General features: G+C 64.1%; 17 protein-coding genes. 14 read left to right on the top strand and 3 right to left on the bottom strand.

Annotated elements, in window-relative coordinates; genetic code table 11:
• Nucleotides 1-5: 5 nt before the first annotated feature.
• The 11 genes from moaB (at nucleotide 6) to ACLH0J_RS21035 (ending at nucleotide 12,091) form a co-directional block, all read left to right on the top strand.
• Nucleotides 6-560: a molybdenum cofactor biosynthesis protein B gene (gene moaB / locus ACLH0J_RS21085; protein WP_411388856.1), complete on the top strand. Its 555-nt coding sequence runs from the start codon at nucleotides 6-8 to the stop codon at nucleotides 558-560.
• Complete coding sequence (gene glp / locus ACLH0J_RS21080; protein ID WP_411388855.1) at nucleotides 557-1,789, top strand: gephyrin-like molybdotransferase Glp; 1,233 nt, start codon at nucleotides 557-559, stop codon at nucleotides 1,787-1,789. The genes moaB and glp overlap by 4 nt, the downstream gene beginning before the upstream one ends.
• A gap of 9 nt (nucleotides 1,790-1,798) precedes the next feature.
• A complete protein-coding gene (locus ACLH0J_RS21075; RefSeq protein ID WP_411388854.1) occupies nucleotides 1,799-2,794 on the top strand; it encodes a peptidase U32 family protein in 996 nt (331 codons plus the stop codon).
• A 10-nt stretch (nucleotides 2,795-2,804) separates the two neighbouring features.
• Complete coding sequence (locus tag ACLH0J_RS21070) at nucleotides 2,805-3,695, top strand: U32 family peptidase (protein WP_411388853.1); 891 nt, start codon at nucleotides 2,805-2,807, stop codon at nucleotides 3,693-3,695.
• A complete protein-coding gene (locus ACLH0J_RS21065; RefSeq protein ID WP_010564601.1) occupies nucleotides 3,689-4,156 on the top strand; it encodes an SCP2 domain-containing protein in 468 nt (155 codons plus the stop codon). Before ACLH0J_RS21070 ends, ACLH0J_RS21065 begins: the two co-directional genes overlap by 7 nt.
• A gap of 269 nt (nucleotides 4,157-4,425) precedes the next feature.
• Nucleotides 4,426-6,558 carry a transcriptional regulator NosR gene (gene nosR, locus ACLH0J_RS21060; RefSeq protein WP_411388852.1) on the top strand — a complete coding sequence of 711 codons (2,133 nt, stop codon included), beginning with the start codon at nucleotides 4,426-4,428 and terminating at the stop codon, nucleotides 6,556-6,558.
• Between the two features lie 11 nt (nucleotides 6,559-6,569).
• Nucleotides 6,570-8,471, top strand: coding sequence for a TAT-dependent nitrous-oxide reductase (gene nosZ, locus ACLH0J_RS21055; RefSeq protein WP_411388851.1), 1,902 nt, complete (start codon nucleotides 6,570-6,572; stop codon nucleotides 8,469-8,471).
• Nucleotides 8,472-8,523: 52 nt separating this feature from the next.
• A complete protein-coding gene (locus ACLH0J_RS21050; RefSeq protein ID WP_411392870.1) occupies nucleotides 8,524-9,795 on the top strand; it encodes a nitrous oxide reductase family maturation protein NosD in 1,272 nt (423 codons plus the stop codon).
• A complete protein-coding gene (locus ACLH0J_RS21045) occupies nucleotides 9,795-10,718 on the top strand; it encodes an ABC transporter ATP-binding protein (protein WP_411392869.1) in 924 nt (307 codons plus the stop codon). The genes ACLH0J_RS21050 and ACLH0J_RS21045 overlap by 1 nt, the downstream gene beginning before the upstream one ends.
• A complete protein-coding gene (locus ACLH0J_RS21040; RefSeq protein WP_411388850.1) occupies nucleotides 10,715-11,545 on the top strand; it encodes an ABC transporter permease in 831 nt (276 codons plus the stop codon). Before ACLH0J_RS21045 ends, ACLH0J_RS21040 begins: the two co-directional genes overlap by 4 nt.
• 30 nt (nucleotides 11,546-11,575) lie before the next feature.
• Nucleotides 11,576-12,091 (top strand): nitrous oxide reductase accessory protein NosL, encoded by a 516-nt coding sequence (locus tag ACLH0J_RS21035; RefSeq protein WP_411388849.1) that lies wholly within the window; start codon nucleotides 11,576-11,578, stop codon nucleotides 12,089-12,091.
• A gap of 1 nt (nucleotide 12,092) precedes the next feature.
• Here ACLH0J_RS21035 and ACLH0J_RS21030 read toward each other — a convergent pair whose 3' ends face one another.
• The 3 genes from ACLH0J_RS21030 to ACLH0J_RS21020 form a co-directional block, all read right to left on the bottom strand.
• A complete protein-coding gene (locus ACLH0J_RS21030; RefSeq protein ID WP_411388848.1) occupies nucleotides 12,093-12,773 on the bottom strand; it encodes a Crp/Fnr family transcriptional regulator in 681 nt (226 codons plus the stop codon).
• 982 nt (nucleotides 12,774-13,755) lie between these two features.
• Nucleotides 13,756-14,403 carry a two-component system response regulator NarL gene (narL, locus tag ACLH0J_RS21025; RefSeq protein ID WP_411388847.1) on the bottom strand — a complete coding sequence of 216 codons (648 nt, stop codon included), beginning with the start codon at nucleotides 14,401-14,403 and terminating at the stop codon, nucleotides 13,756-13,758.
• The gene (locus ACLH0J_RS21020) at nucleotides 14,400-16,202 is read right to left on the bottom strand and encodes a HAMP domain-containing protein (protein ID WP_411388846.1); all 1,803 of its coding nucleotides are present in this window, start codon (nucleotides 16,200-16,202) and stop codon (nucleotides 14,400-14,402) included. The genes narL and ACLH0J_RS21020 overlap by 4 nt, the downstream gene beginning before the upstream one ends.
• Nucleotides 16,203-16,513: 311 nt before the next feature.
• Here ACLH0J_RS21020 and ACLH0J_RS21015 point away from each other — a divergent pair, with 311 nt between their 5' ends.
• Genes ACLH0J_RS21015 through ACLH0J_RS21005 form a run of 3 tightly spaced genes read left to right on the top strand, consistent with a single transcriptional unit; the run spans nucleotide 16,514 to nucleotide 23,001 of the window.
• Nucleotides 16,514-17,770, top strand: coding sequence for an MFS transporter (locus ACLH0J_RS21015; protein WP_411388845.1), 1,257 nt, complete (start codon nucleotides 16,514-16,516; stop codon nucleotides 17,768-17,770).
• Between the two features lie 2 nt (nucleotides 17,771-17,772).
• On the top strand, nucleotides 17,773-19,170 hold the full coding sequence (locus ACLH0J_RS21010) for a NarK family nitrate/nitrite MFS transporter (RefSeq protein WP_411388844.1): 1,398 nt from the start codon (nucleotides 17,773-17,775) through the stop codon (nucleotides 19,168-19,170).
• A gap of 57 nt (nucleotides 19,171-19,227) precedes the next feature.
• The gene (locus tag ACLH0J_RS21005; protein ID WP_411388843.1) at nucleotides 19,228-23,001 is read left to right on the top strand and encodes a nitrate reductase subunit alpha; all 3,774 of its coding nucleotides are present in this window, start codon (nucleotides 19,228-19,230) and stop codon (nucleotides 22,999-23,001) included.

Raw genomic sequence — 23,001 nt, 5'->3', positions numbered from 1 at the left:
TGATCATGGCCCATTTGAAACAACGCAATTTCGTGCCCCTGAACATCGCCGTCCTGACCATCAGCGACACCCGTACCCTCGACACCGACACCTCCGGCCAGACCCTGGTGGACCGCCTCCAGGGCGCCGGGCATGTGTTGGTCGACCGTGGCCTGGTGATCGACGATATCTACCAGATCCGCGCCCAGGTTTCGCTGTGGATCGCCGACCCCGACGTGCAAGTGGTGCTGATGACCGGCGGCACTGGCTTCACCGCGCGCGACAACACGCCTCAGGCGGTGCTGCCGTTGCTGGACAAGCAGGTGGACGGTTTCGGTGAACTGTTCCGCCAGGTGTCCCTGGCCGAAATCGGCACCTCGACCTTGCAGTCCCGCGCCTTGGCCGGCCTCAGCAACGGCGTGCTGGTGTGCTGCGTGCCGGGCTCGCCGGGCGCGTGTCGAACCGCCTGGGACCAGATCCTCGTCGGGCAGTTGGACAGCCGCACCGGCCCGTGCAATTTCGTGCCGCACCTCAAGCCTCAGGTCGAGCAAATCCTGCAGGCCTGCGAGGCGCGGTCATGAGCACCTCGGTGTGTGACAGCGGGCACCTGATGCCGGTGGACGAGGCGATTGCCACGCTGCTGGCCCAGGCACCGCCGCCGCCCGCCACCCAAGTGATCGGTCTGGAGCTGGCGCTGGGGCGGGTCATCGCCGAAGAGCTGTTCTCGCCGCTGGACTTGCCCGGCTTCGACAACAGCGCCATGGACGGCTACGCCCTGCGCGCCGAGGACGTGCCGGCGGAGGGCGGCTACCTGATGCTCGCCGGGCGCATCGCCGCCGGGCAGCACAGCACCGCGAACGTGCAGGCCGGGCAGGCGGTGCGCATCTTCACCGGCGCGCCGTTGCCGCCCGGCGCGGACACGGTGGTGCCCCAGGAACGCTGCCGCAGCTATGGCCAGCGCATCTGGTGCCCGCCGGTGCGTGCCGGCGAACACGTGCGCAAGCAGGGTGAAGAATTGCGCCGCGGCCAGACCCTGATCGCCGTCGGCAAACGCCTGCGCGCCCAGGACATCGGCCTGCTTGCTTCGGCCGGCATCCCGCGCTTGAAAGTCTATCGCCCGCTGCGGGTGTGCCTGCTCAGCAGCGGCAACGAACTGCGCGAACCGGGCGAGGCGCTGGTGCCGGGGCAGATCTACAACAGCAACCGGCATGCCCTGGCCGCGTTGCTGCGCGGCTGGGGCGTGGAGGTCTATGACTATGGGGTGATGGCCGACGAACTGGCCGCCAGCCGCGATGCGCTGGCCCTGGCGGCGTCCGAATGCGACGTGCTGCTGACCTCCGCCGGTGTGTCGGTGGGGGAGGAGGACCATCTCAAACAGGCCATCGAAGAACTCGGCCGCGTCGACTTCTGGCGCCTGGCGATCCAGCCCGGCAAGCCCCTGGCGTTTGGCAACGTGGCCGGCAAACCGTGGCTGGGGTTGCCGGGCAACCCGTCGGCGGCACTGATCACGGCGTTGGTGGTGGTGCGTCCGTTCCTGTTGCGCGCCCAGGGTGTGGAGCGGGTGCTGCCGGTGCCGATCCCGGTGCCGGCCGGTTTTGAATGGCCCAAGCCCAACCTGCGCCGTCAGTACCTGCGCGCGCGCCTGGTGCCCGATGAGGACGGGCAATTGCGCGCGGTCCTGCATCCCCAGCAAAGCTCGGCCATGCTCACCGCGGCGTGCTGGGCCGACGGCCTGGTGATCGTCGAACGCGAGCAGTTGGTGGCCAGGGACGCGCCGGTGGCCTTTTTGTCTTTTGCCGAATTTCAGTGAGGAACCCCCATGCAACTGGTCTGCCCCGCAGGCAACCTGCCTGCGCTCAAAGCCGCGGTGCGCCAAGGCGCCGATGCGGTGTATGTCGGCTTTCGCGATGACACCAACGCCCGGCATTTCGCCGGGCTGAACATGGACGACAAACAGTTCGACGGTGCCGTCGCCTTTATTCGCCAGCACCAGCGCAAGCTGTATGTGGCGGTCAACACCTACCCGCAACCGAAGATCTGGGCGCGCTGGCAACGCGCGGTCGACCGCGCGGCGGACCACGGCGTGGACGCGTTGATCGCCGCCGACCCCGGCGTGCTCGACTACGCCGCCCGTCAGCACCCACACATGGCTTTGCACCTGTCGGTGCAGGGCTCGGCCACCCACGCGGCGGCGCTGAAGTTCTATGCCGAGCGCTACGGCATTCGGCGCGCGGTGTTGCCGCGCGTGCTGTCCCTGGCCCAGGTCAAGCAAGTGGCCGCCAGCAGCCCGGTGCCGATCGAAGTCTTCGGCTTCGGCAGCCTGTGCATCATGGCCGAGGGGCGTTGTCACTTGTCGTCCTACATCACTGGCGAGTCGCCCAACCTGTGCGGCGTGTGTTCGCCGGCCAAGGCGGTGCGCTGGAGCGAGGACGCCACGGGGCTGAGCGCACGCCTGAGCGACGTGTTGATCGACCGCTACACCCCGGACGAGCCCGCCGGCTACCCGACCCTGTGCAAAGGCCGTTTCCTGGTCGGCGGCAAGCGCTTTCATGCGCTGGAGGAACCCACCAGCCTCGACACCCTCGACCTGCTGCCGGAACTCAGCGCCATCGGTGTCGCGGCGGTCAAGATCGAAGGCCGGCAACGCAGCCCGGCTTATGTAGAACAAGTCACCCGAGTCTGGCGCGCCGCGCTGGACGCCCACCGCAGCGCGCCGGCCGGTTTTGTGGTCAAGGACCAGTGGCGCCAGGTGTTGGCCGGGTTATCCGAAGGCAGCCAGACCACGCTCGGCGCCTACCATCGTGCGTGGCAGTGAGGAGACACAGATGAAACTCAGCCTGGGACCGGTGCTGTTTTATTGGGATAAGGAACACTTGGGGCGCTTCTATTCGGACATGTCCGGTTTGCCCCTGGACGTGATTTACCTGGGGGAAACCGTGTGCGCCAAACGCCGCGCGCTGTCCCTGGATCACTGGCTGGGGCTGGGCCGCGAATTGCAGGCGTGCAGCCAGGCGCAGATCGTGTTGTCGAGCCTGACCCTGATCGAAGCCGCCTCCGAACTGTCGAGCCTGCGGCGCCTGTGCGACAACGGCGAACTGTTGGTGGAAGCCAACGACATGGGTGCGGTGCAGATGCTGATCGAGCGCAAATTGCCCTTCGTCGGCGGCCCGGCGCTCAACCTCTACAACGGCCACGCCCTGGTGCAATTGCTCGACGCGGGCATGGTGCGCTGGGTGCCGCCGGTGGAATGCTCCCAGGGCTTGATCGCCGATGTTTTGGCGCAAGTGCGCGAACTCGGACGGCCGCTGCCCGAGGTGGAAATCTTCGCCTACGGCCATCTGCCCCTGGCGTACTCGGCGCGCTGCTTCACCGCCCGCGCCGAGAACCGGCCCAAGGACGATTGCCAGTTCTGCTGCCTCAACTACCCCGACGGCATGGCGTTGACCAGCCAGGAAGGGCAGGCGCTGTTCACCTTGAACGGCATCCAGACGATGTCGGCCGATGTCACCAACCTGCTGGCCGACTACCCGGGATTGGTGAACAGCGGCGCCGACCTGCTGCGCCTGAGCCCGCGGGCCGAAGGCATGGTGGAGGTGGTCCAGGCGTTCGACCAGGTCCGCCAGGGCGCCGCGCCGCCGCTGTTCGTCGGCGGCTGCAACGGCTACTGGCATGGCCAGGCCGGCATGCTGCGGGTCGAGGAGGTGGGCCTGTGCTGAGTCGCAAACAATGGCTGCTCAAGGGCGCCGACCGCTTCCTCCCCTTGATCCGCCACGTGCCTTTTGGCGTGCAGCGCCTGGCCTTGCAACAGGCCCTCAACCGCAGCCTGGCGCAACCGCTGCGCGACGGCGGGTTCGACCTGCTGCGTGGGCGCTGGTTGTGCCTGCGCATTCCCGACCTGGGGTTGTGCTGGTACCTGACCCTGGCGCGCGAGGGCCTGCGCATCGCTGAAAAAGCCGAAGCGCAGGTGAGCATCAGCGGCAACTGGCGAGAGTTTTTATTGCTGGCCAGCCGCCAGGAAGACCCGGATACGTTGTTCTTTCGGCGACGCTTGGTGATCGAAGGGGACACGGAGTTGGGATTGGGCTTGAAAAACCTGATCGACAGCCTCGACCCCGACGTACTACCGCCCTGGTTGTGGCGCAACCTCGAACGCGCCGGGCGGGGGGTAGCGGTTTAGGTCACCGCCGGCGGTGGTTGCGCGCTTACCGAGCCTAGGCGAGGTGCCGAGTGTTGGGGCAAGAGCCTTTTGGTTACTTTTGGGCTCTTTCCAAAAGTGACCCGCCGTAAGGGCGGAACCCATAGCGGCCGTTACCGAAGCAACGGATATGTACCCAACCTCAACCCCCAATCACCCCCCTATAAGCAACTTGATTTCAATCAAGGGCCACTGGCTATCCCCGCAACTACCATCGATCCCGTCTTCCGCGTCATCACCGAAGGGATCCCATGGCTCGCTCCTCGCACCTGACACTTCGCTGGCTGGTCACGTCAGTGCTGCTGATGCTGATCGTCGCCAGTGCCCAGGCCCAGCCTTACGGTGACCTCGAACAGCAGCGCATCGACAAGACCTTCCCCCAGCACGATGCAGTGTCGGCCCCCGAGGGGCGGTTCAAGGTGCGTACGCTCAGCGCGGCCGGCAAGCCCATCGGCTATGTGTTCCAGAGCCTCGACGTGCTGGCGATCCCGGCCTATTCGGGCAAGCCGATCAATACCCAGGTCATCCTCGACACCGCCGGTGTGATCCGCGATGCCTACGTGCTGGAGCATCACGAGCCGATCCTGTTGATCGGCATTCCCGAGGTCAAACTCCACGAATTCACCGCGCACTACGCCGGCGTCGATGTGCGCCAGCGCGTGGTGGTCGGGCATTCCAGCGACCCCAAGGCGGTGACGGTGGATGCGATTGCCGGCGCGACCGTCACCGCCATGGTGGTCAATGAAGGGGTGATGCGCGCGGCGCGCGAGGTGGCGGTGTCGCTCAAGTTGATCGACGACACGGCAGCCACCGCGCAGAAAGTCGCGTTGATCCGCACCGATGTGTTCGCCCCCGCCACCTGGGCGCAGTTGACCGGCAACGGCGCGATTCGTCGCCTGCTCCTGACCCGTGGCCAGGTCGACGCCGCCTTCAAGGACACCGCCGCCGAAGCTGGCGAGGCGCCCGATGAAACCTTCATCGACCTCTATGTGGCCGACATCAATCCGCCGACTATCGGCCGCAACCTGTTGGGCGATGCCCACTACCAACGCTTGATGCAGGCGCTCAAACCCGGTGAGCAGGCGATTGCCGTGCTCGGCCGTGGGCGGTTTTCGTTCAAGGGGTCGGGCTATGTGCGCGGCGGGATTTTCGATCGGGTGCAGTTGCGCCAGTTCGGCAACGTGATCAGCTTTCGCGACCTCGACCACCAGCGCATCGACGATGCCTATGCCGAGGGCATGCCGGCCTTCGACGAGATGTCGATATTCATCGTGCGTGCGCAGGCCGGCTTCGACCCCGGCTCGGCCTGGACCCTGGAGCTGCTGGTGCGGCGCCAGACCGGTCCGGTCAGCGGCACCTTCAGCAGTTTCGAGTTGCCCTACCAGATGCCGGAACAGTACCTGGAACGGCCACTGCCCACGGCGGCGGAACAGGCTGCAATTGACGAGGCCAACCGTCCGCTGTGGCTGAGCATCTGGTACCAGAAGCAGGTCCAGGTGCTGGTGCTCGGCGTCGCGCTGCTGCTGCTCACCACGATCCTGTTCCTGCAGGACAGCCTGGCCCGGCGCCCGCGCTTGCTGCACTGGCTGCGCCGCGGCTACCTGGTATTCACCGTGGGGTTCATCGGCTGGTATGCGCTGGGGCAGTTGTCGGTGGTCAACGTGCTGACCTTCGTGCATGCGCTGGTCCAGGACTTCCGCTGGGAGCTGTTCCTCACCGACCCGCTGATCTTCATGCTCTGGGTGTTCACCGCCGCCAGCATCCTGCTGTGGGGGCGCGGGGTGTTCTGCGGCTGGCTGTGCCCGTTCGGCGCGCTGCAGGAGCTGCTCAACGAAGCGGCGCGGCGCCTGAAGATCCGCCAGTTCGAATTGCCCTTCGCAGTGCATGAGCGGCTGTGGGCGATCAAGTACCTGATCCTGCTGGTGCTGTTCGGCCTGTCCCTGGAGTCCATGGCCACCGCCGAACGCTTCGCCGAAGTGGAACCGTTCAAGACCGCCATCACCCTCAAGTTCGACCGCCAGTGGTGGTTCGTGCTCTACGCCGTGGCGTTGCTGGTGATCAACCTGTTCACCCGCAAAGTCTACTGCCGCTACCTGTGCCCCCTCGGCGCCGCGCTGGCGATCCCCAGCAAGTTCCGCCTGTTCGACTGGCTCAAGCGCCGCCAGGAATGCGGCAACCCGTGCCAGTTGTGCGCGAAGGAATGCGAGATCCAGGCGATCCACCCGGACGGCCATATCAACGCCAACGAATGCCACTACTGCCTCGACTGCCAGATGACCTGGCACAACGAAAACAAGTGCCCGCCGCTGATCAATAAGCGCAAGAAACGCAACAAAGCGGCGCCCGCACAGATCCCCGTAGTGCAGATCAATCCCAACACTTGAAGGAGCAACCCATGAGCGATACAGACGACACACACGGCGGCCTGACCCGGCGCGGTTTCCTCGGCACCGGTGCGGTGACCGGCGCCGTGCTGGCCGGTGCATCGGCCCTCGGCGGCGCAGTGTTTACCCGTGAGTCCTTCGCGGCGGCGGCCAAGGACGCCAAGTCGAAAATCCATATCGAGCCCGGACAACTCGACGATTACTACGGCTTCTGGAGCGGCGGCCATCAGGGCGAAGTGCGGGTGCTGGGCATCCCGTCGATGCGCGAGCTGATGCGCATCCCGGTGTTCAACATCGACTCGGCCACCGGTTGGGGCCTGACCAACGAGAGCAAGCGCATCCTCGGCGAAGGCGCCAAGTACGCCAACGGCGACTGCCATCACCCGCACTTGTCCACCACCGATGGCCACTACGACGGCAAGTACCTGTTCATCAATGACAAGGCCAACAGCCGGGTGGCGCGCATCCGCCTGGACATCATGAAGTGCGACAAGATCCTCACCGTCCCGAACGTCCAGGCCATCCACGGCCTGCGCCTGCAAAAAGTGCCCTACACCAAGTACGTGTTCTGCAACGCCGAATTCATCATCCCGCACCCCAATGACGGCCACAGCTTCGACCTGAAGGATCGCACCAGCTTCACCATGTTCAACGCCATCGACGCCGAGAAAATGGAGATGGCCTTCCAGGTGATCGTCGACGGCAACCTCGACAACGCCGACATGGACTACACCGGCAAGTACGCGGCGGCCACCTGCTACAACTCGGAAAAGGCCACTGACCTGGCCGGCATGATGCGCAACGAGCGCGACTGGGTGGTGGTGTTCAACATCCCGCGCATCGAAGCGGCGATCAAGGCCGGCAAGTTCATCAGTGTGGACGGGGTCAAGGTGCCGGTGGTGGACGGGCGCAAGTCCGAGGACGGTCAGGACAGCGAATTCACCCGCTACATCCCGGTGCCGAAGAACCCCCACGGCTGTAACACCTCGCCGGATGGCAAGTACTTCATCGCCAACGGCAAGCTGTCGCCGACCTGCACCATCATCGCCATCGACAAGCTCGACGACCTGTTCAGCGGCAAGATCGCCGACCCGCGCGGCGTGGTGGTCGGTGAACCGGAACTCGGCCTGGGGCCGTTGCACACCACCTACGACGGACGCGGCAACGCCTACACCACGCTGTTCATCGACAGCCAGGTGGTCAAGTGGGATATCGCCGCCGCCATCCGCGCCTATGGCGGCGAGAAGGTCAACTACATCAAGCAGAAGCTCGATGTGCAGTACCAGCCGGGCCATAACCATGCGTCGCTGACCGAAACCCGCGACGCCGACGGCCAATGGCTGATGGTGCTGAGCAAGTTCTCCAAGGACCGCTTCCTGCCCACCGGCCCGCTGCACCCCGAGAACGACCAGTTGATCGACATCTCCGGCGACGAGATGAAACTGGTCCACGACGGCCCGGCCTTCGCCGAACCCCACGACTGTGTGATGGCGCGCCGCGACCAGATCACGACCAAGAAAATCTGGGAGCGTAACGACCCGTTCTTCGCCGAGACCGTGGCCATCGCCGCCAAGGACGGCATCAAGCTGGAAACCGATAACAAGGTGATCCGCGACGGCAAGAAGGTGCGCGTGTACATGACCTCCATGGCCCCGGCCTATGGCCTGGGGGAGTTCACCGTCAAGCAGGGCGATGAGGTCACCGTGACCATCACCAACATCGACATGATCGAGGACGTGACCCACGGCTTTGTCATGGTCAACCACGGCGTGAGCATGGAGATCAGCCCACAGCAGACTTCGTCGATCACGTTCATCGCCGACAAGCCGGGGCTGCATTGGTACTACTGCAGCTGGTTCTGCCATGCGCTGCACATGGAGATGGTCGGGCGGATGAAGGTCGAGCACGCCTGACCCCTGTAGGCGCGAGCCAGCTCGCGCCTACCCTCATTTCGCTCACAAGGACATCACTGTGGCTCGATCACTCATCACCTTGATAGGGCTCGTACTGCTCTCGTCCGGGGTGAACGCTGCCGTGCGCCCCGTCACCGACTTGCCCCTGCAAGCCGCCGGCGCCAACCACTGGCGCCTCCCCGCCGGCGAATACCGCGGCACCTTCCGCATCGACCAACCCCTTGACCTGACCTGCGACCCCGGTGCGGTTTTCCAGGCCGAAGGGCAGGGCAATGGCCTGCTCATCAGCGCCCCGGACGTCAGCGTCCAGGGCTGCACGTTCCTCGATTGGGGGCGCGACCTCACGGCCATGAATGCCGGCATCTTCATCCAGCCCAACGCCGCGCGCGCGCAGTTGCGCGGCAACCGTCTGCAAGGTCCGGGCTTCGGTATCTGGGTCGATGGCACCGAGGACGTGAGCCTGATCGGCAACCGCCTCCAGGGCGATCCCTCGATCCGCTCCCAGGACCGCGGCAACGGCATCCACCTGTACGCGGTGCACGGCGCGCGCGTCGTCGATAACCAGGTGCGCGAGACCCGCGACGGCATCTACATCGACACCTCCAACGGCAATCTGCTGCAAGGCAACACCCTCGAAGACCTGCGCTACGGCATCCACTACATGTTCTCCAACGACAACCAGGTCCTGGGCAACACCACCCGCCGCACCCGCACCGGCTACGCCCTGATGCAAAGCCGCAAGCTGACGGTGATCGGCAACCGCTCCGAACAGGACCAGAACTACGGCATCCTGATGAACTACATCACCTATTCGACCTTGCAGGACAACGTCGTCACCGATGTGCGCGACGGCTCCACCGGCGACACCATGATCGCCGGCGGCGAAGGCAAGGCGCTGTTCATCTACAACTCGCTGTTCAACCGCATCGAACACAACCGCTTCGCGCGCAGCGCGGTGGGCATTCACCTGACCGCCGGCTCCGAAGACAACCGCATCGCCGGCAACGCCTTCGTCGACAACCAGCGCCAGGTCAAATACGTCGCCAGCCGCTTGCAGGAATGGTCGGCGGATGGCCGGGGCAACTACTGGAGCGACTACCTCGGTTGGGACCGCGACGGCGATGGCCTCGGCGATGTGGCGTACGAGCCCAACGACAACGTCGACCGCCTGCTGTGGCTGTACCCCCAGGTGCGGCTGTTGATGAACAGCCCCGGTATCGAGTTGCTGCGTTGGGTGCAACGCGCGTTTCCGGTGATCAAGTCGCCGGGCGTGATGGACCGCCACCCGCTGATGCAAGCCCCCACCCAGAAGGAACCTGCATGATGAATGTCGTCGAGATCGAAGGCGTCAGCCAGCGCTATGGGCGTACCACGGTGCTGCACGACCTGAACCTGAGCCTGGCCGCCGGGGAAGTGTTGGGCTTGTTCGGGCACAACGGCGCCGGCAAGACCACGGCGATGAAACTGGTGCTCGGCCTGCTGCGCGCCAGCAGCGGCCAGGTGCGGGTGTTCGAGCGTGCGCCGAGTGATCCCCATGTGCGCCGCTGGCTCGGTTACCTGCCGGAAAACGTCACGTTCTACCCGCAGTTGAGCGGCGTCGAAACCCTGCGCCACTTCGCCCGGCTCAAGGGCGCGCCGATGCATCAGGTCGACCGCCTGCTCGACGACGTTGGCCTGAGCGCGGCGGCGGGGCGGCGGGTCAAGACCTACTCCAAAGGCATGCGCCAGCGTCTGGGGTTGGCCCAGGCCTTGCTCGGCGAGCCACGCCTGTTGCTGCTCGACGAACCCACCGTGGGCCTCGACCCGTTCGCCACCCAGGACCTGTATCGCCTGCTCGACCGCCTGCGCGCCGGGGGGGCCAGCATCATCCTGTGCTCCCACGTGCTGCCGGGTGTCGAGGCGCATATCAACCGCGCGGCGATTCTCACCCAGGGCCGCCTGCTGGCCTTGGGCAGCCTCGCGCAGTTGCGCGCCGAGGCCGGTTTGCCGACGCTGATCCGCAGCAGCGGCCTGCAGCGCGCCGAGCTGTTACAACAACGCTGGAGCGCCGCCGGCCACGTGACCCGGCGCTGGGGCGTCGAAGGGCTGCAAGTGGCGGCGCATAACGGCAGCAAGGTGCAACTGCTGCGGCAACTGCTGGCCGAGGACAACCCCAGCGACGTGGAAATCCTGGCGCCGTCCCTGGAGGACCTCTACCGCCACTACATGGACCGCGCGCTGGTCACGGCACCGGAGGCGGCGTTATGAGCCCGATCTGGAACATGGCTCGCAAGGAATTCTGCGACGGCCTGCGTAACCGTTGGCTGTTGGCGATCAGCCTGTTGTTTGCGGTGCTGGCCATCGGCATTGCCTGGCTGGGCGCCGCCGCCGCCGGGCAACTGGGCTTCACCTCGATTGCGGCGACCATCGCCAGCCTGGCCAGCCTGGCGACCTTCCTGATGCCGCTGATCGCGCTGCTGCTGGCCTATGACGCGATCGTCGGCGAAGACGAAAGCGGCACCTTGTTGCTGCTGCTCACCTATCCCCTGGGGCGCGGGCAGATCCTGCTCGGCAAGTTCGTCGGCCATGGGCTGATCCTGGCGCTGGCCACGGTACTCGGCTTTGGCTGCGCGATGCTCGCCATTGCGCTGCTGGTCGATGACGTGCAATTGGGCCTGCTGCTCTGGGCCTTTGGCCGGTTCATGCTGACGTCGACCTTGCTGGGCTGGGTGTTTCTCGGGCTGGCATACGGCCTGAGCAGCCTGTGCGCGGAAAAGTCCACGGCCGCCGGCCTGGCGCTGGGCGTGTGGTTCTTCTTTGTGCTGGTCTTCGACCTGGCGCTGCTGGCCCTGCTGGTGGTCGGCAAGGGCCAGTTCAGTCCGCAGGGATTGCCCTGGTTGCTGTTGCTCAATCCCACCGACGTGTACCGGTTGATCAACCTGTCCGGTTTCGACAGCGGCACACAGTCGATGGGCGTCATGGCCCTGGGCTCGGACCTGGCCGTGCCGCCGCTGGCCTTGTGGGCGTGTTTGCTGGCGTGGGTGGGCGTGCCGTTGGCGCTGGCCTACGCGCTGTTTCGGCGCCGTGCGGCGTGAGGATTTTTTATGACGGTTGGAGTGAGTGATATGGGGTTCAAGACACGGGTATTGGCGGCCTTGCTGGTCGGCTTGTTGGTGACCGCCTGCGACAAGGAGCCGGAGTCGAGCTTCAGCGAATCGCCGGTGGCGTTTCATCCCAACGATGAGTGCCACGTCTGCGGCATGGTGATCAACCAATTTCCCGGGCCCAAGGGCCAAGTGGTGGAGCGGAGCGGGGTGAAGAAATTCTGCTCCACCGCCGAAATGCTCGGCTGGTGGCTGCAACCGGAAAACCACCATGACGACGCCAAGCTGTACGTGCATGACATGGGTCGCAGCCAGTGGGACTCGCCGAACGACACTCACCTGATCGACGCCCGCCGCGCCTTTTACGTGATCGGCACCGGGCTCAAGGGCGCGATGGGCGTGGTGCTGGCCTCGTTTGCCGATGAGGCGAAAGCGCAGAAGGTCGCGGCCGACAGCGGTGGGCGGGTGTTGCGATTCGAGCAGATTGACCTGGCGTTGTTGCAGCAACCCGCCGGGATGGCCCACAGCGGGCACTGACTCACCCGGCTTGATAGCCCATCAAGCCTTTCTCGCACAGGATCCGAATGGTGCGCCGCTGCACCTCGATCAACCCGCCTTCCACCAGCCGGTGCAGGATCCTTGAAAAGGTCTCCGGCTGGATCCCCAGCTTCGACGCCACCAGGCGCTTGGGCACCTGCAATACCACCTCGCCGCTGACGGCATCGCGCTCCTGGAAGAGGAAATTGATCACCCGGCGACTGGCGTTGGCCAGGGTCAGGGTGTCAATGTCCTTGAGGCGCTGATGCAGGTGGATGCTCATGCTCGCCAGGATCGCCAGGCAGATCTTGGGCTGGTCTTCCAGGGCGCGGCGGTAGTGCTGGCCTTCGATACTGACCAGGACACTGTCCTTGAGCGCAGTGGCGCTGACCGGGTACGCCTTGGCCTGGGTGAACAACAGGGCTTCGGCGAAGGTCTGGCCGGGTTGGATGACCTCCACCAAGTGCTCCTGGCCTTCGCCGGTGACGCGGTGCAGTTTGATCTGACCGCTGACCAGCAGGAAGAACCGGTCGGCAGCATCGCCCTGATGCATGAGCGGGGTGTGATTGGGCAGACGCTTGAGGCTGGCCAGGGTGCAGACGTCCTGGAAGGTTTTTTCCGGGAGCTGACTGAACAGGTGATGCCTGCGCAGGGTTAGGACGATGTGGGGATGGGTGAGCATAAAGGCCTCCGCTGACCGGGCATGGTAGGCCGCTTGCCGCGCGGTTCATATGCCTCTGTGGGGGTACCTCTGATGTGGGAGCAAGCCCCTCCCACAATCGGATCTGTGTGTATCAGCCAGTCCAGCCCGGATCAAAAGCCCAGGCAAAGCGATCATATAGCCGGAACCCGGTTAAAAATGTGGGGGCTTGCTCCCGATGACGGTGGGTCAGCCAATACCTGCTTGACCGATGCACCGCTATCGGGAGCAAGCCCCTCCCACAATGGGATCTGTGTGTATCAGCCAGTCCAGCCCGGATCAAAAGCCCAGGCAAAGCGATCATATAGCCGGAACCCGGTTAAAAATGTGGGGGCTTGCTCCCGATGACGGTGGGTCAGCCAATACCTGCTTGACCGATGCACCGCTATCGGGAGCAAGCCCCTCCCACAATGGGATCTGTGTGTATCAGCCAGTCCAGCCCAGATCAAAAGTCCAGGCAAAGCGATCATATAGCCGGAACCCGGTTAAAAATGTGGGAGGGGCTTGCTCCCGATGACGGTGGGTCAGCCAATACCTGCTTGACCGATGCACCGCTATCGGGAGCAAGCCCCTCCCACAATGGGATCTGTGTGTATCAGCCAGTCCAGCCCAGATCAAAAGTCCAGGCAAAGCGATCATATAGCCGGAACCCGGTTAAAAATGTGGGGGCTTGCTCCCGATGACGGTGGGTCAGCCAATACCTGCTTGACCGATGCACCGCTATCGGGAGCAAGCCCCTCCCACAATGGGATCTGTGTGTATCAGCCAGTCCAGCCCGGATCAAAAGCCCAGGCAAAGCGATCATATAGCCGGAACCCGGTTAAAAATGTGGGAGGGGGCTTGCTCCCGATGACGGTGGGTCAGCCAATACCTGCTTGACCGATGCACCGCTATCGGGAGCAAGCCCCTCCCACAATGGGATTTGTGTGGGGGGGAAGGGGGCTTGCTCCTACCTGTGGTTCCTTCATCCCACCTGCCGCAAATGCTCCATCGCCCAAACCGCCGCTTCCACCCGCGAGCGCAACCCCAATTTGTGCAGCAGATTCTTCACATGCACTTTCACCGTGCCTTCGGTGATCCCCAGCTTATGCCCGATCACCTTGTTGCTATGCCCGCTGGCAATCGTGCGCAGCACTTGCCGTTCGCGTTCGGTCAATTCCACTGCGGCATGGGGTTGCGGTGAGCGCAGCGCCTGGGCCAGGACTCGCGTCAATCCGGGGCTGATCACCAACGCGCCATGCAATGCATCGCGGATGTAGGTCACCACCAGCTCCGGTTCCATGTCTTTGAGCAGGTACCCGTTGGCATCCAGGCGCAGGGCGTCGCGGACGTCGTCTTCAGCGTCGGACACGGTAAACAGCAGCACCTTGCCCGCATAGTGCATGGCGCGCAGGCGGCGCAGGGTTTCTACGCCGTTCATGTGCGGCATGTTGTTGTCCAGCAGCACCAGGTCCGGTTGCAAGGTCTCGATCTGGTCCAGGGCTTCCTGGCCGTTGCCGGCTTCGCCGACCACGTGCAGGTCGTCTTCGAGTTCGAGTATCTGGCGCATGCCGTGGCGCATCATCGGGTGATCGTCGACCAGCAGGATGCGATGGCGGGTGAGTGTGTTCATGCAGGGTTGCCTTGTAGGGGTTGCCCGAGGAATTCCGGGTGAAAGCGCAGTTGCACCCGTGTGCCCTGGGGCTCGCGGGGGCTGATGTCGAGTTGGCCGTGCAGGCTGCGTGCGCGCTCGTCCATGATGGTCAGGCCATGGTGTTCACGTTGGTCGACCTCACCGCAGAACCCCCGGCCGTCGTCCTCGATGCACAGGCTCACGGTTTCGCCCTCCTGGCGCAGTTGCAGCCAGGCGTTTTGCGCATGGGCATGGCGCAGGCAGTTGGACAGCGCTTCGCGGGTGATTTGCAGCAAGTGGATCTGCTCGCTGGCCGACAACTGGAAGGCGAGGGCGTCGACGTGCAGGTGCACCTGGAATTCGCCACGCCGGGAAAACTCTTCGGCGGTGTCCGACAGTTCCTGCACCAGCCCGGCATCGTGGATTTGCAGGCGGAAGGTGGTCAGCAGTTCGCGCAGTTGGCGGTAGGCATTGTTCAGGCCATCGCGCAGTTCGACGGTGACGGCGGCCAGGGTTTCCACCGGTTCGCCACGGCGGATCAGGGTTTGCATGCGGCTGACTTGCAGCTTCATGTACGACAGCGCCTGCGCCAGCGAGTCGTGTAGTTCGCGGGCGATGATGGTGCGCTCGTCGAGCAGCAGCAACCGGTGATCCTGTTCGCGCTGGCGTTTGAGCGACAGCGACGTGCCGATCAGGTTGGCCAGGGCCTGGATCAATTGTTTCTCCCAGTCCTGGGGCGGATGGCCGTCGTCGAAATGGGCCTTGAGCTCGCCGAGTTCCGAGCCCTGGTTGCTGATGCTGAAGATCTGCGACGGCGCCACCTTGTGTTTATCGCAGGAGGCGCACTCGCCGAGGGCACAGATATTGCGGCTGTCACCGCCGTTCAAGGAGAGCATCTGCTGGGCCGGCGCCAGAAAATGCCCTTGCAGGCACAACGACAGGCGCAGCCCCGGCAGGCGCTTCTGGAAGCGCCGGATCAGTTCGTCCAGGCCTTCGGCATTGGCCAGGCGCGTGGCCAGGCTGCGGCTGCTTTGGTACAGCAATTCGAGGGCGGCGTTGGCTTGTTGCAGGTTGAGGGTCTTGAGGCGCACCTGGCTTTCCAGGGTGCGGTGGGACGCCTCGATGGTCTCGGCCATGGTGTTGAAGCTCAGGGCCAGTTGCCCCAGCTCATCCTCGGAACGGTGGTTGACCCGGGTCTTGAAGTCGCCATCGCGAAAACGCCGGGTGGCCTGTACCAGTTCCTGCAAGGGGTTGACCACGCCGTACTGCAACTCATACAGACCGATCAACAGAATGATCAGCGTGCTGAACAGCGCCAGGCCCTGGATGCCTTGTTGCCAGCCTTGTTTTTGTTCGCTCTGTTGCTGCAACAGGCTGACGAATTGATTCATTTGTTCGACGAACGCCGGCGCGCTGGCCTGGAACAGCGCCGTATCACCGCGCGCCAGCGCCGGGCGCAACGCGTCGTTCCAGCGTTGCTGGATCTGTTGGTAGCTCTGCTGCAGGGCGCTGCGCGGCCCGTCTTCCAGCACCGCCTTGAGCGACTGGCTGTCGAGACGCCCTTGCAGGCTCTGGGTGATGGCGTCGATCTCCTCGGCCGGCGCGGCCGCAGCGAGTCGCCAACTGAGGTGGTAGGTCTCCATGCGCACTGAGCCGGCGGTGTTGATCGCGGCGGCGTCGCCCTGGCTGAACCAGGCGATCAGCCCGGCACTCAAGGAACTGGCCAGGGCCAGGACAGCGATCAGGATCACCGCCAGACCGGCGCGGGCGGGCAGGGAACTGCGCAGCCAGTTAAACATCACGCTGTCGTCGGAGGGGGGAGAAAACGGGCATGGAGGCACCTGCAAAGGAAAAACGCGCGGGAAAACTATGATCCTTGGTGCTCTACCTCTAAAGAATTGCCGGCCAACCCTCCCACGGGAAAACGCCGGCAACATAGATCAATCCATTGATAAATAAAGACTTTGTCTTGTTATGGGGGCTACCTCCTTAGAGGTATGTGGGGTCAGCATAGCCTTATACCCCCCAGACCGACGTTGATCTACGTCAAGTTCCACGGGGGTGTCGCCCCTAACCTGCGCTCACGAAATCACTTCTCGGAGCGCATACCGTGACTCAACCCCGTATAAGACAAGGCCTGGTGCTGGGCATGAGCACGCTGGCCTTCACCGTCTGCTTTATGGTGTGGATGATGTTCGCCGTACTCGGCGTGCCCATCAAAGAACTGCTGCAACTCAACGAAACCCAGTTCGGCCTGCTGGCCGCCACGCCGGTGCTGACCGGTTCCCTGGTGCGCCTGCCGCTGGGCTTGCTGACCGACCGCTTCGGCGGGCGCATCGTGTTCTTCCTGTTGATGCTCGCGTGCGTGCTGCCGCTGTACCTGATCACCTACGCCACCGCCTATTGGCAGTTCCTGGTACTGGGCCTGTTCGTCGGCCTGGCCGGCGGTTCGTTCTCGGTGGGCATCGCCTACGTCGCCAAGTGGTTCGACAAGGAGAACCAAGGCTTTGCCATGGGCGTGTTCGGCGCCGGTAACGCCGGGGCTGCCGTGACCAAGTTCCTCGCCCCGGCGCTGATCGCCCTTGGCACCTGGCACCTGGTGCCCAAGGTGTTCGGCGCGATCCTGTTTATCACCGCGCTGCTGTTCTGGTTCCTCACCAGCGAAAACAAGGCCCATCGCAGTGCCGGCGGCGCCACCTTGCGCGAGCAACTGCGCTGCCTGAAAGACCCGGCCGTGTGGCGCTACTGCCAGTACTACTCGATTGTGTTCGGCGGCTACGTCGGCCTGGCGTTGTGGATGACCAAGTATTACGTGCAGGAATACGGTTTCAGCCTGCAAAGCGCAGCGCTGCTGGCCGCCTGTTTCTCCCTGCCCGGCGGCGTGCTGCGTGCGGTCGGCGGTTGGCTGTCCGACCGCTGGGGCGCCCAGAGCGTGACCTGGTGGGTGTTGTGGGTCAGCTGGATCTGCCTGTTCCTGCTCAGCTACCCGCAGACCCAACTGCAAGTGATGACCGTCAACGGTCCGCTGGATTTCCACATCGGCCTCAACGCCACCCTGTTCACCGTGCTGCTGTTCGTGATGGGCATCGCCTTCGCGTTCGGCAAGGCCTCGGTGTTCAAGTACATCGCCAATGACTACCCGCAGAACATGGGCGCGGTGTCCGGCATCGTCGGCCTCGCCGGCGGCCTGGGCGGCTTTGTGCTGCCGATCCTGTTTGGCGTCCTGGTGGACCTCACCGGCGTGCGCTCGTCCTGCTTCATGTTGATGTACGGCGTGGTCTGGGTGTCCCTGACCTGGATGTACCTCAGCGAAATCCGCAAACAACCGCTGCTGGGCAACACCGCCCAACGTCTCCAAGGAGCATGAACATGTCCATCGCGCAAAAGCCCGAGTCGGGCCCGGTGATTCACGACTGGCGCCCGGAAGATCCCGCGTTCTGGGGCGCCAGCGGCAAAAAGACCGCCACCCGCAACCTGTGGATCTCGATTCCCGCGCTGCTCCTGGCCTTCGCTGTGTGGATGGTGTGGAGCACGGTGATCGTGCGCCTCAACGCCATCGGCTTCAGCTTCACCACCGACCAGCTGTTCTGGCTGGCGGCGTTGCCCGGCCTGTCCGGTGCGACCTTGCGGGTGTTCTACTCGTTCATGGTGCCGATCTTCGGCGGCCGCCGCTGGACAGCCCTGAGCACCGCATCGTTGCTGCTGCCGTCGCTGTGGATGGGCTTCGCGGTGCAAGACCCCAACACCCCGTACAGCGTGTTTGTGTTGATCGCCCTGTTGTGCGGCTTCGGCGGCGGCAACTTCGCCTCGAGCATGTCCAACATCAGCTTCTTCTACCCCAAGGCGCAACAGGGCACGGCCCTGGGCCTGAACGCCGGCCTCGGTAACCTGGGTGTGTCGGTGATGCAGTTCTGCGTGCCGCTGGTGATCACCTTCGGGGTGTTCGGCCTGGTCGGCGGGCAAGCGCAAACCCTGCCCGATGGCAGCCAGTTGTGGCTGCAGAACGCCGGGTTCATCTGGGTGCCGTTCATCCTTATCGTCACCGTGGCGGCCTGGTTCGGCATGAATGACCTGTCCAGCGCCCGCGCATCGTTCAGCGAGCAGGCGGTGATCTTCAAGCGCAAGCACAACTGGCTGATGTGCTGGTTGTACCTGGCGACCTTCGGTTCGTTCATCGGCTTTTCGGCGGCGTTCCCGCTGTTGATCAAGACCTCGTTCCCCGACGTGGTGGCGTTGAAATTCGCCTTCCTCGGCCCGCTGGTCGGCGCGCTGGTACGCCCATTGGGCGGCTGGCTGGCGGACAAACTGGGCGGCGCGCGAGTGACCCTGTGGAACTTCGTGCTGATGATCGTGATGGTGTTCGGCGTGCTGCACTTCCTGCCGCAGAACGGCCAGGGCGGCAACTTCTACGGTTTCCTCGGCCTGTTCATGTTGCTGTTCATCACCACCGGCGTGGGCAACGGCTCCACCTTCCGCATGATCCCGGTGATCTTCCGCACCCAGCACGAGAAAGCCAGCGCCGGTAAACCCGCCGCCGAGCGCGAGCAGGCGCTCAAGGACGCCGGCAAGGAATCCGCCGCGGTGCTGGGCTTCAGTTCGGCGATGGGCGCCTTCGGTGCGTTCTTCATTCCCAAATCCTTCGGCACCTCCATGGCCGCCACCGGCAGCCCGGCGATGGCCTTCTACATGTTTGTCGGTTTCTACCTGAGCTGCATCGTCGTGACCTGGTGGTGGTACGCCCGTAAAGGTTGCGCCACTCCCTGCTAGTCCGACCTGAATTCGCGGGGCAACGCACCCCGCAGCACGCCTGATGAGGAAAGCACCATGAGTCATTTATTGGATCAACTGCGGTTCTTCAACCGCAAACAGAACGAGTTCTCCGACGGCCACGGCGAGACCCGCAAGGAGTCCCGCGACTGGGAAAACGTCTACCGTTCGCGCTGGCAGTACGACAAGATCGTGCGTTCCACCCACGGTGTGAACTGCACCGGCTCGTGCTCGTGGAAGATCTATGTGAAGAACGGCCTGATCACCTGGGAAACCCAGCAGACCGACTACCCGCGCACCCGCAACGACCTGCCCAACCACGAACCGCGCGGCTGCCCACGCGGTGCGAGCTATAGCTGGTACATCTACAGCGCCAACCGGCTCAAGTACCCGAAGATCCGCAAGCCGCTGCTCAAACTGTGGCGTGAAGCGCGCCAGACCCTGGCGCCGGTGGAAGCCTGGGCGAGCATCGTCGAGGACAAGGCCAAGGCCGACGCCTACAAGAGCAAGCGCGGCATGGGCGGTTTCATTCGCTCGAACTGGGAGGAGGTGAACGAGATCATCGCCGCCTCCAACGTCTACACCATCAAGCAATACGGCCCCGACCGCATCGTCGGCTTCTCGCCGATCCCGGCCATGTCCATGGTCAGCTACGCGGCGGGTTCGCGTTACCTGTCGCTGATCGGCGGCGTGTGCCTGAGCTTCTACGACTGGTACTGCGACCTGCCACCGGCCTCGCCGATGGTGTGGGGCGAGCAGACCGACGTGCCGGAATCGGCCGACTGGTACAACTCCAACTACATCATTGCCTGGGGTTCCAACGTTCCGCAGACCCGTACCCCGGACGCGCACTTCTTCACCGAGGTGCGCTACAAGGGCACCAAGACCGTGGCGATCACCCCCGACTATTCGGAAGTGGCCAAGCTCACCGACCTGTGGCTCAACCCCAAGCAGGGCACCGACGCCGCACTGGCCCAGGCCTTCAACCATGTGATCTTCAAAGAATTTCACCTGGACAAGCCGAGCGCCTACTTCACCGATTACGCCAAGCGCTTCACCGACTTGCCGGTGCTGGTGATGCTCAAACCGATGACCGGTTTCGCCCCCGGTGCCGGCTTCCAGCCCGACCGCTTCCTGCGCGCCTCGGACCTTACCGGCAACCTCGGCCAGGACAACAACCCGGAATGGAAAACCATCGCCCTCGATGAGAGCGGCGAACTGGTCTCGCCACAAGGTTCCATCGGCTACCGCTGGGGCGAGAAGGGCAAGTGGAACATCCTCGCCAAAGAGGGCGGCGAAGGCCGCGCCATTGACCTGAAACTCAGCCTGATCGGTGACGACGTCGCCGAAGTGGCGTTCCCGTACTTTGCCGGCGAAGCCCACGAGCACTTCCAGCACGTGGCCGGCGATGCCGTGCAATTCCGCCGCGTGCCGGTGCACAACGTGACCCTGGCCGACGGCAGCGTGGTCAAGGTCGCCACCGTGTTCGACCTGTCGGCGGCCAACCTGGCCATTGACCGTGGCCTGGGCGGCCACAACGTGGCCAAGGACTACGACGACGCCAGCGTGCCGGGCACCCCGGCGTGGCAGGAAGCGATCACCGGCGTCAGCCGCGAGAAAGCCATCCAGATCGCCCGTGAGTTCGCCGACAACGCCGACAAGACCAAGGGTCGCTCGATGATCATCGTCGGCGCGGCGATGAACCACTGGTACCACATGGACATGAACTACCGCGGGCTGATCAACATGCTCATGCTCTGCGGTTGCGTCGGCCAGACCGGCGGCGGCTGGGCCCACTACGTCGGCCAGGAAAAACTGCGCCCGCAATGCGGCTGGCTGCCCCTGGCGTTCGGCCTCGACTGGAACCGCCCACCGCGGCAGATGAACGGCACCAGCTTCTTCTACGGCCACAGTTCGCAATGGCGCCACGAGAAAATGAGCATGCACGATGTGCTCTCGCCACTGGCCGACAAGTCGCAGTTCCCCGAACACGCCCTGGACTACAACATCCGCGCCGAACGCGCCGGCTGGTTGCCCAGCGCGCCGCAGCTCAACACCAACCCGCTGCACATCTGCCGTGAGGCCGCCGCTGCGGGCATGACGCCGAAAGACTACGTGGTCAAGTCCTGGCAGGACGGCAGCCTGCGCTTTGCCTGCGAACAGCCGGACAGCCCGGTGAACTTCCCGCGCAACATGTTCATCTGGCGCTCCAACCTGCTCGGTTCGTCGGGCAAGGGCCATGAGTACATGCTCAAGTACCTGTTGGGCACCAAGAACGGCGTGATGAACGAAGACATCGGCCACAGCACCGAATGCAAGCCCACCGAGGCCGAATGGGTCGAGGACGGCGCCATCGGCAAGCTCGACCTGGTGACCACCCTGGACTTCCGCATGTCCTCGACCTGCGTGTATTCCGACATCGTCTTGCCGACCGCCACCTGGTACGAAAAAGACGACATGAACACCTCGGACATGCACCCGTTCATCCACCCATTGTCGGCGGCTATCGACCCGGCGTGGGAATCGCGTTCCGACTGGGAAATCTACAAGGGCATCGCCAAGGCGTTCTCGGCCATGTCGGTCGGCCACCTCGGCGTCGAGCAAGACCTGGTCACCGTACCTTTGATGCACGACAGCGTCGGCGAACTGGCCCAGCCGTTTGGCGGCACCGACTGGAAAAGCGCACGCGTGGCCCCGGTGCCCGGCAAGAACGCGCCGAACATTGCAGTGGTGGAACGCGACTACCCGAACATCTACAAGCAGTTCTCGTCGCTGGGCCCGATGCTGGAAAAACTCGGCAACGGCGGCAAGGGCATCAACTGGAACACCGATGAAGAAGTCGAGTTCCTCGGCGAACTGAACCATCACGAAAACGATGCCGGGATCAGCCATGGCCGGCCAAAAATCGACACGGCTATCGACGCCGCCGAGGTGATCCTGTCCCTGGCCCCGGAAACCAACGGCAAGGTGGCCTTGAAAGCCTGGGCCGCGCTGTCGGAATTCACCGGCATCGACCACAGCCACCTGGCGATCTCCAAGGCCCATGAAGCGATCCGCTTCCGCGATATCCAGGCGCAGCCGCGCAAGATCATCTCCAGCCCGACCTGGTCGGGCCTGGAAGACGAACACGTGAGCTACAACGCCGGCTACACCAACGTCCATGAAAACATCCCATGGCGCACCATCACCGGCCGCCAGCAGTTCTACCAGGATCACCCGTGGATGCAGGCGTTCGGCGAGCAGTTGATGAGCTACCGGCCACCGGTCAACACCAAGACCATCGAAGGCGTGAAGGGCAAGCGCAGCAACGGCGAAACCGAGATCGTGCTGAACTGGATCACCCCGCACCAGAAATGGGGCATCCACAGCACCTACAGCGACAACCTGCTGATGCTCACCCTGAGCCGTGGCGGCCCGATTGTGTGGCTCTCGGAAATCGACGCCAAGCGCGCCGGGATCGAGGACAACGACTGGATCGAGTGCTTCAACGTCAACGGCGCCCTGACTGCCCGTGCGGTGGTCAGCCAGCGCGTCAAGGAAGGCATGGTGATGATGTACCACGCCCAGGAACGCATCGTGAACGTGCCGGGTTCGGAAACCACCAAGACCCGCGGCGGCCACCACAACTCGGTGACCCGCGTGGTGCTCAAGCCGACCCACATGATCGGCGGCTATGCCCAGCAGGCCTACGGTTTCAACTACTACGGCACGGTCGGTTGCAACCGCGACGAGTTTGTCGTGGTGCGCAAAATGGCCAAGGTCGACTGGCTCGATGGTTCCACCGGCGATGATCTGCCGCGCCCATTGCCGACTGATATCGAGGAGAACTGA

The organism is Pseudomonas sp. MPB23, from assembly GCF_046605395.1.
Lineage (GTDB): Bacteria > Pseudomonadota > Gammaproteobacteria > Pseudomonadales > Pseudomonadaceae > Aquipseudomonas.
Note: the sequence above shows the minus strand (reverse complement) of the source record. Positions and strands in the feature narration are given on the sequence as shown.

What these genes read in the sequence shown, in the direction of transcription:
- ACLH0J_RS21020 (WP_411388846.1), bottom strand. Translation starts at nt 16,202, where the DNA reads ATGTTTAACTGGCTGCGCAGTTCCCTGCCCGCCCGCGCCGGTCTGGCG.
- ACLH0J_RS21010 (WP_411388844.1), top strand. Translation starts at nt 17,773, where the DNA reads ATGTCCATCGCGCAAAAGCCCGAGTCGGGCCCGGTGATTCACGACTGG.
- moaB (WP_411388856.1), top strand. Translation starts at nt 6, where the DNA reads ATGGCCCATTTGAAACAACGCAATTTCGTGCCCCTGAACATCGCCGTC.
- nosZ (WP_411388851.1), top strand. Translation starts at nt 6,570, where the DNA reads ATGAGCGATACAGACGACACACACGGCGGCCTGACCCGGCGCGGTTTC.
- glp (WP_411388855.1), top strand. Translation starts at nt 557, where the DNA reads ATGAGCACCTCGGTGTGTGACAGCGGGCACCTGATGCCGGTGGACGAG.
- ACLH0J_RS21005 (WP_411388843.1), top strand. Translation starts at nt 19,228, where the DNA reads ATGAGTCATTTATTGGATCAACTGCGGTTCTTCAACCGCAAACAGAAC.
- ACLH0J_RS21045 (WP_411392869.1), top strand. Translation starts at nt 9,795, where the DNA reads ATGAATGTCGTCGAGATCGAAGGCGTCAGCCAGCGCTATGGGCGTACC.
- narL (WP_411388847.1), bottom strand. Translation starts at nt 14,403, where the DNA reads ATGAACACACTCACCCGCCATCGCATCCTGCTGGTCGACGATCACCCG.
- ACLH0J_RS21070 (WP_411388853.1), top strand. Translation starts at nt 2,805, where the DNA reads ATGAAACTCAGCCTGGGACCGGTGCTGTTTTATTGGGATAAGGAACAC.
- ACLH0J_RS21040 (WP_411388850.1), top strand. Translation starts at nt 10,715, where the DNA reads ATGAGCCCGATCTGGAACATGGCTCGCAAGGAATTCTGCGACGGCCTG.
- nosR (WP_411388852.1), top strand. Translation starts at nt 4,426, where the DNA reads ATGGCTCGCTCCTCGCACCTGACACTTCGCTGGCTGGTCACGTCAGTG.
- ACLH0J_RS21075 (WP_411388854.1), top strand. Translation starts at nt 1,799, where the DNA reads ATGCAACTGGTCTGCCCCGCAGGCAACCTGCCTGCGCTCAAAGCCGCG.
- ACLH0J_RS21035 (WP_411388849.1), top strand. Translation starts at nt 11,576, where the DNA reads ATGGGGTTCAAGACACGGGTATTGGCGGCCTTGCTGGTCGGCTTGTTG.
- ACLH0J_RS21030 (WP_411388848.1), bottom strand. Translation starts at nt 12,773, where the DNA reads ATGCTCACCCATCCCCACATCGTCCTAACCCTGCGCAGGCATCACCTG.